This is a genomic window from Streptomyces sp. A5-4, assembly GCF_051131715.1.
GTDB lineage: Bacteria > Actinomycetota > Actinomycetes > Streptomycetales > Streptomycetaceae > Streptomyces.
Genome location: NZ_CP178591.1, coordinates 7,377,982 through 7,393,108, shown reverse-complemented (window position 1 = coordinate 7,393,108; position 15,127 = coordinate 7,377,982). Strand labels below are relative to the sequence as shown.

The window sequence follows — 15,127 nt, the reverse complement described above, 5'->3', positions numbered from 1 at the left end:
GTCGCGGGTGCCGATCAGCTACGGATCAGGCTGCGCAGCACGTACTGCGACGTGCTTCACGAACTACTAGTATTAGTCACATGATTTACAAGACCAGAGATCCCCGTGCCTTTCGGGTGCCCCGGCGATGACGTCGACCACTGCGAAGAGGCCCCTTCGTGTCGGGATCTATTGCCGCATCTCTCTGGACAAGAGAGGCGATGAGCTCGGCGTCCAGCGGCAGCTCGACGAGGCGCGGAGCATCGCGCGTTCGCGAGGGTGGACGGTCGTCGCCGAGTACATCGACAACTCGAAGAGTGCGTTCGCGAAGAACGTCAGACGGCCGAAGTACGAGGAGATGGTCGCGGCCGCCAAGAGCGGCCAGATCGACGGGGTCATCGTGTGGGATCTCGACCGCCTCACCCGTCAGCCTCGTCAGCTTGAGGACTGGTGCGACATGGGCGAGGCCCGTGGGTTCATCCTCGTGACGGTCGACGGCTCGCACGACCTGTCCACGGAGAACGGCAGGATGTTCGCCAGGATCAAGGCCTCGGTAGCGCGCCAGGAGTCCGAGCATAAGGCGAAGCGCCAGAAGTTCTCCAACGAACAGCGGGCCAAGATGGGACGTCCGCCGCACACCGGCCGGGCCTTCGGGTACAACATCGACGGCACCATCCGAGAGGACGAGGCCGAGCTCGTCCGCGAGATGTTCTCGCGGTTCGCTGCAGGGTCCGGTCTTCACACGATTGCGCGATGGCTCGGCGAGCAGAGTGTTCTCAACACCCGCGGTAAGCCGTGGGGCCGGGTCGGGGTGCGGGACCTCCTGCTGAACCCTAGGTACATCGCCCAGAGATGGGTTCTGCGCACTCAGCAGGATGGCACGCGCCGTCGCGAGTACGTCGGCCCAGGCGACTGGACGCCTCTGGTGTCCGAGGACCTCTTCCGGGTGGTCGGTGACGTGCTGTCGGACCCTGCGCGACGGGACAAGTACGCGCGGAAGGGCAATGCACGGCTTTACATTGGGGCCGGCACCTTTTTGTGCGGCGAGTGCGAAGAGCCGATGCACACCGGCTACAGCGGGGTGAAGAACGGCGGGACGCCGTACCGGACGTACAGGTGCCCGAAGTGGCATGTCGTGCGGAAGGCGGAGTACGTCGAGGCCGTCGTAGAAGGAGCGATGTGCCGGCGCTTGCGCGATCCGAAAGTCGTTGCTGCGATGGCCTCGGAGAACAACCCCGCGGGGGAAGTTCGACGCCTGCGTGACGAGGCGAACGGACTGCGAGCCCGGCTCGACCAGATCACGATGGACTACGCGGCGGGAGAGCTGAGTGCGCGGCAGCTGAAGGTGGCGACGGAGGTCACCGAGAGCAAGCTCGTGGATGTGGAGTCCCGTCTGGCTCGCATCGGGGCGTCCAACGCCCTCATGGGGCTGATGAGCGCACCCGATCCTGCCGCCGCATGGATGGCGCTCGACGACGTGAACGCGCAGGCCACGGTCGTGAAGGCTCTGGGTGAAGTCCTCGTGCGCAGACAGCCTCGCGGTCGCCGCCCCTCCGAGGCGAACCGGGAGAAGTACGTAGAATGGCTGGAAGGCCTCGCCTCTTCGATCGATATTCGTTGGCATGAGGAGCCGCAGTTCTCGGTCGTTTGAGGTTCCTGCGCTGGGATGCGTCAGGGGAGCGCCTGGCTCGCGATCCTGGAGCCCTGAACCATGAGTCCCTCGACACGCTGCCTCAACGGGCTGCCGGCCATCAGGGCGAAGTAGCCCTGGAGTTCAATCCCCATGGCCGCGTACGGGTGGTCACGGCCGTGCTGGGCGACGAGGTGCTGGGTGGCCCGGTGGGTAGCCTGCTGCGCGGCTGCCCACTGTCCGGCTCGGTCGGCTGCTCGCGCGGTTTCCAGGAGGCGGGTGTCCTGTGGGATGCCCTGGTACCAGACCGGATCGGGGGTGGTGTTGATGGCGGCCGGCTCTGGGCGGGGGTGGATGGTGCCGTCGGCGGCGAGCTGATGGTGTTCAACGTGTCCGTCGGCGTGGCCGATGCTGAGCCGGATCGGCCTGGCCTGCCGCCCGGCCGCGGTGCACAGTGGGCCGCACACGCCCTCGATGAGGACCTCACGCGGTTCGGGGCCCGTACGCAGGAGTCCCTGGGCATGAATGCCGCCGCTCGGGAGGATGAGGATCGTTTCGTGGATGTCGACGGTGGGTGACGATTCCAGGGGCACCGCGGTCTCCCTTGAAGTGGGGTGGGTGGGCGGCGGGTCAGCGGGAGTCGACCATGGCGTGAGCGGGGCGTTTTGTTGTAGACCGACTCGGTCTTGCCGGGGGTGATCTGAAGGCTCGAGTGTTTGACGAGGCTCTCTTGCTTGTGGGCGAGCGGTGCGATCACCAGTACGCCGGAGTCGGCGCGCAGCGCGTAGACCTTCTGGTGGAGCGCGGTCGCGGGGAAGAAGTTCACCGTGGCCCGCGGTCCGAGGTTGTCTCCGCGGTCCTTGTAGGTCTTGAGGATGCTTTTCGCGCTGTCGTTGGGAGGGACAGTTTGCCGCCGTCCTTCGCGCCTCCCGTGGTGAAGAGGTCTTCGACAGCGTTGGTCACGTTGAGGGGGGTCAGCTGGCCGACCGTGGTCTTGGTGTCGGCGGTCGTGGCCAGGCCGTCCTTGACCTCGGGGGCAGGAAGAGTGCGCTCGGGGAAGAGAGAGACGACCTTCTTCCAGGTGTTGGCGGTGTCGGGGGACTTCTCGAAGATCATGACCGTGTGGTTCTTGCCGGTCGTGGTTGCCTCGGCTGCGAACCAGTTGCCCCTGTCGGGGATGTAGAAGGTGCGGTGGGTGAAGAAGAACGGTTTGCCGGCCAGCTTTTTGTCCTTCGCGCTGAGGGTGTGGAACTGCTCGTACTCGGCCTTGCTGCGGGCGTAGAGCTGCCCGGCCTCTACGGTTGCCAGGGCGGCAGCGTCGCGGGCTTTGTTGGCCTTGTTGTTGATCTCCTGATAATGATCAAGTTTACCGATCACGGTTCGAGCCTCCGGGTCGTTCGTTTGAGTGATCAAAACCCACGTCTCGTGTCCCTTTACCGATCCGCCTTGTTGCCTTCGTGACGTAGCGCCAACGAGCGAGGAGAACGGGTGCGGAGCTCGGTGGTCCTGGGGAATCTGCGGGTACAGAAGATGGCTCGAGCCGGGGGCGGTTGGTCGTACACGATCGTGTGGCCCGATGTCACGGTGGACGAGGAGGCGGACAGCTACCTGCGTACGCACGAGGGCAGCGGGTCCCAGAAGACGTATGCCTACTTCTTGGTTGATCACCTGCGCTGGCGTATCCGTGAGCGTCTGACGACGGAGAAGATCACGATCCTCGACATCTTCCGGTACCAGGGGGCGGTCGGCGCCAAGGTGGACATGCCGTACGGGCAGCCGTGGCGAGTGCCGCCGAAACGCCCGTACGGGACGCCAGCCCTGCAGGTCCTGGCGGCCTGCCTGAAGGGCTTCTACCTCCACCAGTGCGCCGTGCGGGGCGTGAACAGCGAACTGCGGGACGCTCTGGACGTCCACCGGCTGCCCACGCAGGCCGACCGCAACCGGGCCTTGCTGGGGCACGTGAAGACCTCAATGCCGACCAACCCGCTCGCACCGAAGGGTGGGACCCGGCGCCGCCACCCCAAGATGCTGCCGAACGGCACCCGGCCTGAGCTGATGGACGTGGTGAACACCGCCCGGGACAGGATGGTGGTGACCTGGCTGTCCGACACGAGCTTGCGCATCGGCGGCCTGGCCGGGCTGCACCTGGTTGACCTGCACCTGCGCGACAACGCTCCGTGCGGCGACTGCGTGAGCCCGCACATCCACGTCTGCCACCGGTGGGGCAACCCGAACGGGGCGGCAGCGAAGATCAAGCCGGACTGGGCGATGGTCGACGGGGTGGTCACCAAGGGGGAGATCTACCGGGTCAGCCCGGCCATGGTCAGCCGCTACTACGAGTACATGACGACGGAGTACGCCCAGTACGCCGCAGGCCACGGCATGCTCCTGATCCAGTTGTCCGGTCCGCGCCGCGGCGAGCCGTGGTCGGCGGACGCGGCCCGCGGGATGCTGCGGCGAGCCGGCCGCCGGGCGGATCTGCCGGGCCGGATCAAGCCCCAGGCATTCCGGCACCAGTTCACGAACAACGTCATGGACGTCACGGACAACGATCCGCACGTAGCCAAAGCCGTCGGAAACTGGGCCTCGGCACAGATGGTCGATGAGGTTTACGGGCATCCTGACCTGCACTCTCCGCAGTTCATTACCGCACTCAACAAGGTGTGGGGTGAGGAGGAGTGACTTCGACGGCGAGACTGCTGCCGCTGGTCGTTCCGGAACCTCGGACGCCGAGCGGGCCGAGCCGCACGATGCGCGACCGGCTGGAAGTGCTGACCGCGCTGATCGCGGCACCGAGCTTCGACCCGGTCTTCCGGCCCGACGTGATGCACATCCCGCGCGACCACCCGGTCTATGGCTGGGGCTGCGGCATCACCGACTGCGAACGCACCCGCGACGCGCACTACGACTACTGCAAGGAGCACAGCGACGACTGGAGGGCCGTCCGGGAGGCCGGCGGGAACATCACGGACTTCCTGGTCACCGCCCAGCCCAAGAAGCTCCGGGCCTGGCTGATCCCTCCGCCCTGCCTCATCTGCCCCGACGTTCCGCCCCGCAGCCAGAATCAGCTCTGCTACTTCCACGCTCAGCAGTGGAATTCCCACCGCCGCCACCTGCGCAAGAAGCATCAGCAGGAGGCCGTCTTCGAGGACTGGCTGGGCAAGGCCCGGCCGTTCGTGGGGTTCGGCCCTGCCAGGTGAGGTCCTGCCCCTACGGCGCTGACCACCCCCTGCAGCTGTGTCACCGCCACCGCACCAGCTACATCCGGCACAAGCATCCCGGCGGGGCCCGGCTGCCGAGGTATTGGAGCCGTGAGCTGGCGAAGACCGGCAAGCCGGTCCAGGTCAGCTACGACGACAAGTCCGCGTTCCGCAGGTGGTGCGACGAGCAGGACCCTCCGCACCGCGTCAACGGCAACCTGACGCTGCTGGGCCTGCGCCCGCTGATCAAGGCCGAGATCAAGTGGTGCATCTTCCACCACACCGTGGGTGAGGAAGGCAGCATCTGGCCCATCTCCTGGATCCAGCGGCTCATCGACGAGTGCCGCCGCCAGGACGTGAACTCGATGGCCGACCTCGACCTGGACGCCTGCAAGCTCCACGTGCGTCAGCTCGCCAAGGTCACACACCACTACCTGCGGCTGATCTACTTCACCCGCGAGGACACCAAGGACGCCGGATTCATCGAGACCGAGCACTTCGGCATCCGCTTCCCCAAAGCCCGCAGCCACATCGATCTCACCCGCATCACCCAGCGCTGGCTGCGGGACATGTGCTGGGACCTGATGGCCGCCCGTCTCCTCGTCGGCCACAATCGCTCCCGGGCTGCCTTCGATTTCGACCGCCGGGGCTGCAACGAGCTCAGCGCCTACCTGGAGATCGAGACCCCGGCCGGCGGCCACGACCCGACCCTGCTCACTGAAGCCCACATGATCGACTTCGTGGCCGACCAGCGGCAGCGCGTCCGGAACAAGCTGCCCTCGCTCGGCCAGCGCGCCAAGGGCAAGGCCCTGGAGAACGGGATCGCCACCCCTGGCACGATGGCCACGATCTTTGACGGCGCCCGTCGGGTCCTGCGATCCGGCCTGGAAACCGGCGAGATCGAACGCCTCGGTCTGGACCGCCGCTTCGTCCTCGCTCTGCCTTTCGGACCGAAGACCAAGGGACGGCGCAGGCCCTTCTCTGGCGAGGTCGCCCGCGCACTCGCCATCGAGAAGAACCTCGAGGCGCTGGACGCGATGGACGTCGAGGACCGCGGGCTGCGGGACGCCTGGGAGGGCCTGGTCGTCACCGGACGCCGGTGCACCGAGGTCCTCGATGTCCGCCTGGAATGCATCAGCCGCGTCGGCAAAGTCCCGATGTTCTGGCACGACCAGACCAAGGTCGGGAACATCGATGAGGGCATCCGCATCCCCGAACGCTTTTACCAGCGGATCGAGGCACGGCAGGTCAAGACCATCGCGCGTTTCGTCCAGCGCAAGGGCCGCCCGCCGACGCCCGAGGAACGACTCGAACTCGCCCTGTTCCCCAGGAAGCACACCAACCGCGAGCTCCTCAAGGGCTGCGGCTACGGCTGGTTCCACACGCTGTTCAAGAGCTGGGTCCTCACCCTCGACATCGGCAAGGCCGTCCCCCATCAGGCCCGCCACACGCTGGCCACCAACCTCTTGAAGGCCGGCGCCAACCTCTCGCAGGTCAAGCGCTACCTCGGTCAGGTCTCCGAGGCGATGGCCGAGCACTACACCCACATCGCCAACACCGACCCCAAGCTCAACGACGCCCTCTATGCGGTCTGGACTAGCGGCCCGGGATCGCTCGAGCCCGGCATCGTGCTCTCCGGCCGCGAGCCGATGACCAGGGGAGAAGCCGAGGCGATGCTCATCGACCTCACCCGCAAGTCCACGCCGGCCGAGGGCGGCTTCTGCACCTACCAACCGGTCGTCGACGGTGACGCCTGCCCCTGGAAGCTCAACTGCCACTCCTGCACCGAGTTCGTCATGTACGGCGCCGACCTCGTCTACTGGCACCGCAAGCGCGAACACTGGCGGATGCTCGCCGAAGGGGCCTCGGACGACGCCACCCGCGACTACATGCACAAGCTCTTCGAGCCCACGGGCCGCGCGATCGACGGCCTGGAACGGGCCCTCGAAGCAGTCGGCCTGCTCGAGGAAGCCCTTCAACTCGACCTGCGCAGGCCCCAGGACTACTTCGGCCGGGTCTGGTCCTCCGCCTTCCGCGCCGAGGAACTCGTCCGCCAGGCCGAGGTCGACGATCTCGATATCGAGCTCGATGACGAGTACGCCATCGAAGTCACCGAGTGAGGCGACGCCATGACCACTCTCGGTGGCTGCCTTGGCCACGTGCAGGGCAGCCGGGTAATCGCCGCTGTCGAATACGGTCCTCGCCATTCGGGTCGCGGCGTCGACCACCTCAGCGGCGGTGTCAGCACCTTGGACTCGCCGCAGAAGGTGCGTCGCATGGCGTGCGAGATGCCCTTCAGTGCGCGTGGCGGGTGCTCGGTGTGCCTGCGCGACAACCTCGGCGTCGAGGAGACGGGCGGCCGAAGCGACAAGGAGCGCGCTCTGGTTGTTCGGCACGGCCGCCGCCACGCTGTCCAGCAGTGCACCGTGTGCCGTGATGCAGCCCGCCGCATCGCCGCGCGCCGCGAGATCCACGAGTGAGACCAACGAGTAGCGCAGCAGGCCCTGCAGCGCGGTTTCGACCCTTACTCCGAGCAGTGGCGGATGGGCTGTGTTCAGGTGTGTTGCGTCAATGGCCTCGGGGCGTAGCGCTGAGAGTGGTATCGGGTCCGAACTCCAGCAGGACAACAGGCGCAGGAGTGTGAGGCACTCGGGATTCCCTTCTTGCGCCAGGGCAGATAGCGAGATCTCCCACGTGCGGCTCACGAGCTGTGGCGCGGTCTTCGCGGGGTCGCCTGGAACTGCGGTCGGGTCGATCTGCTCGGTGGGTGTGTCGTCCTGATGCTGGCGATGGTCACTCATGGGTCGGCTCTCCAGAGGTCGACGGGACAGGGATGGTCCGGGCACTTCGCGAAGGGGAGGCCGTCGGGCCTGTGTCGGCGTCTCGGGGGTACAGGGACGCGCTCGCGCGTATGGGGCGGGAAGGAACCGACGCGGGCGCGGGCGCTGCGGAGCGCTGGTCCGGCCCGCGTCGGTCTGTGAGAAGTGAGGGTTACGGGATGGGCGGGGTCGGCGCCGGATTTGTGCCGTAAGCGTTGGCACAGCCATAGGGCACGTAGCCCCGAATCCTGGCGCGGTCGCTCTTGCGCGTGACCGTTCCGCGCGTATACCAGGCCTTTTCTGACTTTTTGTATGCGAATTGGTCATAAACAATTTTGTCGCCGCGATAGGCGATGCCTCGCGCGGTGGAGTTCTTCGCCGGGCTCTTGCGGACTTTCGCTGCGCTGCAGCTGATCTTCCCGGTGCCGGAGCCCGCGGCCTGGGCGGCAGGTGCGACGGCCAGGCTGGTGCCAACCAGGGCGGCGCTGACGGCGACGGCCGCCGCGAGACGTCCGATGTGCTTCAGGGGGGTCATGTCGACCTTTCTGGTTTGGAGTTCGGGTGGGGGCGAGGGCGTGTGGGACCGGCGGGCCGCGTGACTTCGGTGGTCCGCTCAGGGGTTCCGCGGGCCGAGGTGAAGCCATCCTGGTGAGGAACCGGAGGGGGCGGTGAACAGCCGGCCGCCCAGCGGGAGGCGGGACGCGGCCGGCCCCGTAACGGCGCCGAGTGTCGGCAGCGGTAGTGGTGGTGGCCCCCCTCGGGGCGCTGGCCTGTAGTGCGCGGAACAACGGGTTCTCCTGGGTCGGTGGGGCGATGGCAAGTGGGAGGAGACGGTGGAGCTACCGCCGGATGGTCAGTTGACCGGGGCGGTCTGTTTCCGGTCGGCGCTCGGGCCGGAAGGAGCGTTCGTATGCCTGGAGGTGCTGCGGTTCGCTGGCGAAGAGGTGGTCGTGGCGGGCCATACGGCGGATGACGAGGAGCGGCACAGGGGCGCGGTTGACCGCGAAGCGCGGGTTGTGCACGGCCGGGGCCGGGCAGTGCGGGTGGAACTGGCCCGCCATCAGGCCGCGTCGCATCACGGCCGTCTTACTGTCTGCGTGGACCCGGTCGAGTTCGCCCCAGTACTCCGGAAGGAGGTCCTCGAGCAGAACGATCAGGGAGTGCAGATGTTGGGCACAGGGAGGCCACGGATGGTGGTCGAACTCGTCGAGCGCGGCGGCGAGTACGGACTGGAGCCAGGCGCTGGCCGTGGCGGGGCTGGTCAGTAGGAGGTCTCGGGGCTGCGGGGCGCCGACCGGGCGCACGGCGGCGGCCCGGATATGGACGACGCCTTGGTGGCGGGCTGCGTTGGCGTACGGGCAGACGGCGCCCGCGCGGCCCAGGGACGGGTGCGCGACCGTGATGTAGGTGTCGAACCAGGTGCTGATCACGGCGCGCTGGGCGGTTGTCGGTGGCGTCAGGTGCACAGGCGGGCTTCCGTTCCGGTTGCTTCGCGGGCTGGTCAGGGCTGGCGCAGGTCGCGGCAGAGTTCGTCGAGAGCGGACCGCGTGACGTGGCCGACGGTGATCAGGTGGGCGGTGGGGCCCTCGCAGGCGAGGTGCCATTTGCGGACGATCCAGTCGGCTGGGCGCTCGAAGCAGACCGTGAGGGAGTCGGTGGTGCGCGTGGGGTGTGCGCCAGCGCGGGTGAGTTGGTCGACGGCGTACTGCGCGGTTTCTAGGCAACGCAGGATGTGGGCGCGCAGGCCGGTGTGGCCCTGGCGTCGCAGCGCGGACCAGAGCAGCAGGACGGCCAGTCCGCTCCGCGAGCAGCCCAGGGTCCGCGCGGAGGCCTTGGTGTATTCGCTGGCGATGACCGGGGCGTCCACCAGGTCCTTGCGGGCGAGGACGACGCCGCAGGGCACGGGGGCGCCGATGATTTTGTGGCCGCTGATAGAGATCGAATCTGTGCCGTGCGCGAAGTTCCAGCGCGGGGCAGAAGGGGCGTGGGCCGCGATCAGCCCGCCGGAGGCGGCGTCGGCGTGGACGTAGACGTCTCCCGCTGCCGCGGCTTGTTTGCGGAGTTCGGTGACGTCGTCGTAGGCGCCGCGCATCGTGGTGCCGATGGTGGCCACGACGATGGCGCCCGGGCCTCGACCACCGTGCGGGCGTACGCGGCGGTGGACGAAGGAGGCGACTTTCAACGCCTCGGGGTCGAGTGCGCCTTCATCGTTGCTGGGCACGGTCACCAGCGGCAGGCCAAGGAGGCCGGCGGCCCTGGCGACGCTGTAGTGCGCCTGGTCGGAGGCGTAGACCTTGGCGTGCGGCAGGTGTCGGCGTGCGGTGGCCAACCCGAAGAGGATGCCCTCGCTACCGCCGGAGGTGACGTAGCCGTAGATGTCGTCCGGCCGGGCGTCGGCGGTCTGCGCGAGGAAGCGGACTACGGCTTGTTCGTAGGCCTTGGTGTGGACGCCGCTTGCGTCGCCGCTGGTGGGGTCACCGACGTTGTTGGTCAGGACGGCCAGGGCGGGGCTGAGGTCGCTGAAGTCGAAGTCGAGGTTGCCGGGGAAGCCGAGGACGCGCGGAGCTTCGCTGCGCAGCGCGCTGGTGAGGTTCAGCAGCCGGGTGGTGTCAGCAGCCGGGTCGGCAGGTGCGTCGGCGATGTGCAGTTCGGGCACCTGTGGCACGGTGCCCGGGGCTGGACTGGTCGTCACTGTGTCGGTCACGGGCGGCCTTCCAGGGGTGGCTGGAGCTCGGGCGCGATGGATTGGAGTGCGGCAAACAAGCGGTCTCTCCTGGGCGGGAGGTAGTGGTGCGGTCGAGGGTGACGCTGGCGCGGTCAGCCGATCTCGCAGATCGGATCGAGCACGGCTTTGCCGCGGTAGGGCGCTACGGCCCGGGACCTGCTCTCCGGGCGTGGTGGTGCCGGAAGCCGGAGCGTGGCGAGGGCGCTGCGGAGGAGTTCGAACTCGTCGGCGGTGGTCGGCGCCATCACGCGGATGCCGCCAATGCGGCCACGGACCGTCCCGTCAAAGGCCCGGACGGCGATCCCGTACTCCTCGAGGTGCGCGGCCGTAGCATCGGGATCCTTGAGGTGCACGAAGCGGTAGTGGATGGCCGAGCGAATGACGGCGGTGCCGAACCGCTCGGTCAGGAGCTGTTCAAGGGCCTGGGCATCGCGGCGAATGCGCGGCAGGGCGTGCTGTGCCCAGGCTCTGTCGGTGAGCGCGGCGGTGGCGACAGCGATGTCGAGCAGCGACAGGGGCCAGGTCGGCAGCTGGAGCTGCACGGCGCGATGCAGCACGGGGTTGCGGGTCCACAGGATGCCCGCCCTCGTCGCCGTGATGCCGAACGACTTGCCCGTGGATTGCAGTACGACGAGGTTGACCGCGTCCGCCCCGGCGAGGCTCGCGCCGGGCCCTTGGAACTCGATGTATTCCTCGTCGACCACCAGCGTGCAGTGCGGGTACTCGCGGCATGCTTCGAGCAGGTCGGCCGAATCGACGTACAGACCAAGAGGGTTGTTCGGATTGCTGAGGATGACGTAGCGATGCTTGGCCATGGCCTGGCAGACCCGTTCGAGACGGTGCGATGCGCTATCCGGCTGCCCGGCCGGCGGGTAGAAGGTCGCGTAGCCGAACCGCCGCATCGTCTCGGTGTACTCGGGGGTGACGAGGGCTACGTCTTCGTCCTGGAGATATCGGGCGAGAATCATGAGGAACTCGGTGACACCGCGCCCGCAGAGCAGAGCGTCCTCGTCGACGCCAAGGTGCTCGGCGTACGCAGACGTATAGGTCTTCTCGGCCCCGTACGGCGGCGGCCCCAGATCGCTGCGGCGCTCGGCGGCGAACGCGGCCAGGGCGCGCACCGCGCTGTCGGGTGGGCCCAGGCGGTTGGAGCAGACGCTCAGATCGAGGCTGATCGGGCGGCCGGTGTGGGAGGTTAGGTCTCCGCCTTGGCGGGCGTCCCGGAATGTGTCTTGCTGCTGGTAGGTCATTGATGTCTCCATGTCTGGTTCCGGAAGGCGGCGGACGAGGTCGGGGCTGGTGGGGGCGGGTGCGCTGCCGGGAGGTGCATCACGGGCGTCGAGGTCGTGTGGGCTGTCCGTACAAGCCGAGGTGTTCGGCGGATCGGATCACCCGATGGTTCTGGTCGATGGCCCGGTGCTCGTCCGCGATGAGCAGGAGTTGCCCGGCGATCTGATCGGCTCGCACTGGTGTGTCGGCGAGCAGGGCCGTGCCGGCGGCCCACTCGCGGCTTTGGAAGGGGGTGGCGGCACGGTGCTCGGCGGGAAGTGTGGCTACCGAGGAGTGCCAGGAACTGCACAGCGGCGGGTTCTCCGGTTCGGCGATCAGTAGGCGGCGGTCGCCGGTGCGGTGGGCGCGGCAGTGGCCGGGCGGCGGTGGGCGATCCCAGCGAGCGGCAGGCACAGGGCGGCTCCCAGAAGGCCGGCGGCGAGCGTGGTCAGCAGCAACGCCCAGACGGCGGGCGGCCAGCGTCTTGGTATGGGTGGTTGGGGAGCCTTGATCGTGGTGTCGGGCGCGGTGGTGGCTGACACAGACGCTCCAGGGATGGCGGTTGGGGGACGTTCCTGGCAGGCGGCCGGCATCAGCGGTTCGTTGCGCCAGATGGATGGGTGGGGGCGCCGCCGTGGGCGGGCGGCGCCCCCACGGGCAGCCAGCGCCCGGGCCGCGCAGGGGGGCTGGCGGCGGGGTGACCGTTCCGGGGGTGTGAACGGTGGGGGCTGGCTGGCTGGGGCCTGGCCGACGGGAGCGGAGGTCCGTCAGTCGGCCAGGGGCTGTGAGGTCTAGAGGTCCGGGGGCCAGTGGGCGCTCAAGGTCGTCGCCTCAGGTGGGACGGCGATGGCCGACGATGCGGCCAGGCGTGCGGTACGCCAGGAGCACGCCCGGTGGGGAGAGGAAGAGGTAGACACAGCAGCCTTCGGGGTTGGGGGTGGAGTGGGCCAATGCCGTGGTCGGCTGGGGAGAGGCGTGCACCGGTCCGGGCAGGCCGCTCCGGTGCCTGGCCGCGCTACCCGCCCAGCTGGTACAGGCCGTCGCTGCGGACCCACCCGCGGGTTCCCTTGACCAGCCCGCTCTTGGACCTGGCGGAGAGCTGGGTGTAGTACCAATTGCCGCGGCTGCACAGGAGCTTGAGGCGGTCGCCGTTGTAGAGGGAGCCGCGACTGGTGTAGCCGGTGCCGGGTCCGCCCCTCATGTTCCACCCGTTCTTCTTCACCTTGCCGGTCTCGCCGTGAGTCCAGTTCACGGTGCAGTTGGAGTGCTCACCGACGGCATGGGCGGCCGGGGCGGTGGCCACCGCCAGGCCGGCCGTCACCGACAGGGCGAGGGCGAAGGAGGCGGCCAGACGTGCGGGTGCGCGGAGCTGCATGAGTGTCCTTGGGGTCGAGAAGGAAACGGAGGGAGCGTGCGTGGAAGCGTGCAAATGCGGAGCGCACTGTCTCGGCGACGAACTGGATTGCACCTGTTCGCTCTTCTGCGGGCGGCGGCTTCGGGAACCGGCGAACGTGAGGGGAGCGGGAGGTAGGAGCGCGCTGCGGCGGAGTGAGGGGACCTCGTGCCAGCACCGGCGGAAGAGCGCCGGGCGACGGGATCAGGTGCAACGCGGCAGGAGCAGCTACTGGGAGTCGGCCCGCTCCTGCCGCGCGCCGCTCGCTCCCGGATCGGATCTTCCCCGAGCGTGCCGGTCGCGGATCTGGTAAATCCGCGCCTGGCTATGAAGGCGCCGCCGGGCAGAGCAGGTGCTAGCCGCTGAGCCCTATGGCGCCGAGGTTCTGAGGATGGCCCGGCTCCGCCGAGGAGTGTGGGTGGCCGCCGTACGTCACCACGTCAGTGAGCGGTGTCGGCTGGATCGTCGCGTGCCTGTTGTTCATTCGGTTCGCCCCGGCGAGTCGGGGGGTCTTGGGTTCAGGAGAAGGCCGGCGCCCTGCTGTTGCGGGAGACGCTGGTCTATCCTGAGTTCCGCTGACGTGGTCCAACACGCCGGTGGAAGACCCCGGTGGGTTCCTTGGATCTGCTGGTGGTGACTCTGCTGAGAGTCGTTTTGCTCAGACCCCTGCAAGGGCCTGGTTGTGCACTGGTGAGAGCGGGTGTCCTGACGGGTGGTTCCAGCCACCTGGGATGCCCGCTCTCCTGGTGTTCAGTGGCTTGTCGCTGCTCACCTGATCGGCTCCCCCGCTGGCGAGTTCGGCATTCGCCCCACTCGCCCCACGACCGGTCGGGCTTGCAACGGCAACGCTAGGCATATGCGCATTGAGATGCCATTACACCTCTGCACAAACTGACGGGCAATACCTGTCGACTGTGCACCAGCGGGCCTCATCGCAGCGCGGAGGTGCACCATTCACCTCAGAGCGCTACCGGGAATGCACACCGAAGAGTTCCTCGGATTACTCACCCAGTCACTCGGCGAACCACCTGACCTACCGTCAACACCGTTTGAGCCAAGCGTCAGTGGTCAAACCATACCCGCCTACTCGAATGTTTCCCGACTGACAACAGGGAAGTGAATCCACGCCCTGACCGGCCACTACCCGCCTCGTTTCCCATGGCCAGGGCGGTCTCTGTGGTATTCATGCAGTGTGATCGACATTCCCGCCGAGCCGATGCTGGCGGCTTCTGTCGAGACGTTTACACTGCCGCCGAGGTGGTTTGCCGCACCAAAGTTTGATGGATTTCGGGCCATCGCCGCGCGCCGCGTTGACGGCCCGCCCATTCTGCGTTCACGCAGCGGCAGTGATCTATCAGCTGCATTCCCGGAGATCTCCGACGCGATCCGGCAACTGCCCTACTCCGTCGTGCACGACGGAGAGCTGATCATCTGGGACGAGAACAGGCTCGCCTTCGAATGGCTCACGCAAAGATTGCACCGCCGGGGCGCCGCCGCACGGCAGGCCGGGATCCGTGCACCGGCTCACTACGTGACATTCGATCTTCTGCACGTCGACGGAAGCAGCCTTCTCGCACGTCCCTACACCGAGAGGCGCCTTGCCCTGGAGACGCTCCTTCGCCGGGAGGATCTCGTCGCCCCCTGGACGCTGTGTCCGTCAACCGACGACATCGAGGTAGCCCGCAGCTGGCTGACCTGGTCGGTAGTGGGGGTGGAAGGTTATGTCTTCAAGGACGGCGGCCAGAACTACCGGCCGGGAGCGCGCTCCTGGCGAAAATACCGCGTACGGGATACCCAGGAATTTGTCGCGGGCGCAGTCACCGGGCCCCCAGCCGCCCACGGACTCTACTGCTCGGCCGGCACGACTCCCAGGACCGCCTGCAATACGCGGGGCGCACGACACCCCTGTCCCCCGCGAAGGCCCGGCACGCCGGGGCCGTCCTGCGTCCGGCGGAGGACGAGCACCCCTGGACCGGGCACACGTTCTCCGCCGGCTGGGGGACGCGGGACAAGCGGCACGTAGAACTGGTCACTCCGACGGCCGTCGTCGAGATCAGCGCCGACATCTCCCGCGATACGCACGGCCGTCTGCGCCACCCCGCACGATTCGTG

At 67.8% G+C, this 15,127-nt stretch carries 16 protein-coding genes; 6 read left to right on the top strand and 10 right to left on the bottom strand.

The genetic code is table 11. The features are described 5' to 3' along the window. Nucleotides 1-127 precede the first annotated feature (127 nt). Nucleotides 128-1,630, top strand: a complete 1,503-nt coding sequence (locus tag ACLLJJ_RS34760; protein WP_434598550.1) for a recombinase family protein — start codon at nt 128-130, stop codon at nt 1,628-1,630. Between the two features lie 20 nt (nt 1,631-1,650). On the opposite strand, the gene ACLLJJ_RS34755 is transcribed toward ACLLJJ_RS34760, so the two are convergent. Together ACLLJJ_RS34755 and ACLLJJ_RS34750 are read right to left on the bottom strand one after the other, a co-directional pair. Next, nucleotides 1,651-2,202, bottom strand: a complete 552-nt coding sequence (locus tag ACLLJJ_RS34755) for a hypothetical protein (RefSeq protein ID WP_434598548.1) — start codon at nt 2,200-2,202, stop codon at nt 1,651-1,653. Between the two features lie 229 nt (nt 2,203-2,431). Next, nucleotides 2,432-2,986 carry a hypothetical protein gene (locus ACLLJJ_RS34750; RefSeq protein WP_434598547.1) on the bottom strand — a complete coding sequence of 185 codons (555 nt, stop codon included), beginning with the start codon at nt 2,984-2,986 and terminating at the stop codon, nt 2,432-2,434. A gap of 153 nt (nt 2,987-3,139) precedes the next feature. Here ACLLJJ_RS34750 and ACLLJJ_RS34745 point away from each other — a divergent pair, with 153 nt between their 5' ends. The 4 genes from ACLLJJ_RS34745 to ACLLJJ_RS34730 are packed head-to-tail and all read left to right on the top strand — an operon-like array spanning nt 3,140 to nt 7,289. Beyond that, nucleotides 3,140-4,291, top strand: coding sequence for a tyrosine-type recombinase/integrase (locus tag ACLLJJ_RS34745; RefSeq protein WP_434598546.1), 1,152 nt, complete (start codon nt 3,140-3,142; stop codon nt 4,289-4,291). Next, nucleotides 4,288-4,809 carry a hypothetical protein gene (locus ACLLJJ_RS34740; protein WP_434598545.1) on the top strand — a complete coding sequence of 174 codons (522 nt, stop codon included), beginning with the start codon at nt 4,288-4,290 and terminating at the stop codon, nt 4,807-4,809. Before ACLLJJ_RS34745 ends, ACLLJJ_RS34740 begins: the two co-directional genes overlap by 4 nt. After that, the gene (locus ACLLJJ_RS34735) at nt 4,806-6,929 is read left to right on the top strand and encodes a tyrosine-type recombinase/integrase (RefSeq protein ID WP_434598544.1); all 2,124 of its coding nucleotides are present in this window, start codon (nt 4,806-4,808) and stop codon (nt 6,927-6,929) included. Before ACLLJJ_RS34740 ends, ACLLJJ_RS34735 begins: the two co-directional genes overlap by 4 nt. A 9-nt stretch (nt 6,930-6,938) precedes the next feature. Beyond that, the gene (locus tag ACLLJJ_RS34730) at nt 6,939-7,289 is read left to right on the top strand and encodes a hypothetical protein (RefSeq protein ID WP_434598543.1); all 351 of its coding nucleotides are present in this window, start codon (nt 6,939-6,941) and stop codon (nt 7,287-7,289) included. 511 nt (nt 7,290-7,800) lie between these two features. On the opposite strand, the gene ACLLJJ_RS34725 is transcribed toward ACLLJJ_RS34730, so the two are convergent. The 8 genes from ACLLJJ_RS34725 to ACLLJJ_RS34690 all read right to left on the bottom strand — a co-directional run bounded on the left by ACLLJJ_RS34725 (nt 7,801) and on the right by ACLLJJ_RS34690 (nt 13,499). Next, a complete protein-coding gene (locus ACLLJJ_RS34725) occupies nt 7,801-8,163 on the bottom strand; it encodes a hypothetical protein (RefSeq protein WP_434598541.1) in 363 nt (120 codons plus the stop codon). Nucleotides 8,164-8,467: 304 nt separating this feature from the next. Continuing rightward, nucleotides 8,468-9,094, bottom strand: a complete 627-nt coding sequence (locus ACLLJJ_RS34720; RefSeq protein WP_434598540.1) for a DUF6875 domain-containing protein — start codon at nt 9,092-9,094, stop codon at nt 8,468-8,470. Nucleotides 9,095-9,129: 35 nt separating this feature from the next. Then, on the bottom strand, nt 9,130-10,332 hold the full coding sequence (locus tag ACLLJJ_RS34715) for a histidine decarboxylase (protein WP_434598539.1): 1,203 nt from the start codon (nt 10,330-10,332) through the stop codon (nt 9,130-9,132). 113 nt (nt 10,333-10,445) lie between these two features. Continuing rightward, nucleotides 10,446-11,603, bottom strand: coding sequence for an aminotransferase class I/II-fold pyridoxal phosphate-dependent enzyme (locus ACLLJJ_RS34710; RefSeq protein WP_434598538.1), 1,158 nt, complete (start codon nt 11,601-11,603; stop codon nt 10,446-10,448). Between the two features lie 79 nt (nt 11,604-11,682). Continuing rightward, on the bottom strand, nt 11,683-12,036 hold the full coding sequence (locus tag ACLLJJ_RS34705) for a hypothetical protein (protein WP_434598537.1): 354 nt from the start codon (nt 12,034-12,036) through the stop codon (nt 11,683-11,685). Continuing rightward, entirely contained in the window at nt 11,958-12,164 is a 207-nt protein-coding gene (locus tag ACLLJJ_RS34700; RefSeq protein ID WP_434598536.1) for a hypothetical protein, read from the bottom strand. Before ACLLJJ_RS34700 ends, ACLLJJ_RS34705 begins: the two co-directional genes overlap by 79 nt. A gap of 473 nt (nt 12,165-12,637) precedes the next feature. Then, nucleotides 12,638-12,997 carry an SH3 domain-containing protein gene (locus tag ACLLJJ_RS34695; protein WP_434598535.1) on the bottom strand — a complete coding sequence of 120 codons (360 nt, stop codon included), beginning with the start codon at nt 12,995-12,997 and terminating at the stop codon, nt 12,638-12,640. 373 nt (nt 12,998-13,370) lie between these two features. Then, nucleotides 13,371-13,499 (bottom strand): hypothetical protein, encoded by a 129-nt coding sequence (locus ACLLJJ_RS34690; protein ID WP_434598534.1) that lies wholly within the window; start codon nt 13,497-13,499, stop codon nt 13,371-13,373. Between the two features lie 732 nt (nt 13,500-14,231). Here ACLLJJ_RS34690 and ACLLJJ_RS34685 point away from each other — a divergent pair. Next, nucleotides 14,232-15,038 carry a hypothetical protein gene (locus ACLLJJ_RS34685; protein ID WP_434600596.1) on the top strand — a complete coding sequence of 269 codons (807 nt, stop codon included), beginning with the start codon at nt 14,232-14,234 and terminating at the stop codon, nt 15,036-15,038. Nucleotides 15,039-15,127 lie beyond the last annotated feature (89 nt).

Excerpts from the sequence above, each read along its gene's own strand:
- ACLLJJ_RS34760 (WP_434598550.1), top strand. The coding sequence starts at position 128 with ATGACGTCGACCACTGCGAAGAGGCCCCTTCGTGTCGGGATCTATTGC.
- ACLLJJ_RS34745 (WP_434598546.1), top strand. The coding sequence starts at position 3,140 with ATGGCTCGAGCCGGGGGCGGTTGGTCGTACACGATCGTGTGGCCCGAT.
- ACLLJJ_RS34730 (WP_434598543.1), top strand. The coding sequence starts at position 6,939 with ATGACCACTCTCGGTGGCTGCCTTGGCCACGTGCAGGGCAGCCGGGTA.
- ACLLJJ_RS34725 (WP_434598541.1), bottom strand. The coding sequence starts at position 8,163 with ATGACCCCCCTGAAGCACATCGGACGTCTCGCGGCGGCCGTCGCCGTC.
- ACLLJJ_RS34710 (WP_434598538.1), bottom strand. The coding sequence starts at position 11,603 with ATGACCTACCAGCAGCAAGACACATTCCGGGACGCCCGCCAAGGCGGA.
- ACLLJJ_RS34695 (WP_434598535.1), bottom strand. The coding sequence starts at position 12,997 with ATGCAGCTCCGCGCACCCGCACGTCTGGCCGCCTCCTTCGCCCTCGCC.
- ACLLJJ_RS34690 (WP_434598534.1), bottom strand. The coding sequence starts at position 13,499 with ATGAACAACAGGCACGCGACGATCCAGCCGACACCGCTCACTGACGTG.
- ACLLJJ_RS34685 (WP_434600596.1), top strand. The coding sequence starts at position 14,232 with ATGCTGGCGGCTTCTGTCGAGACGTTTACACTGCCGCCGAGGTGGTTT.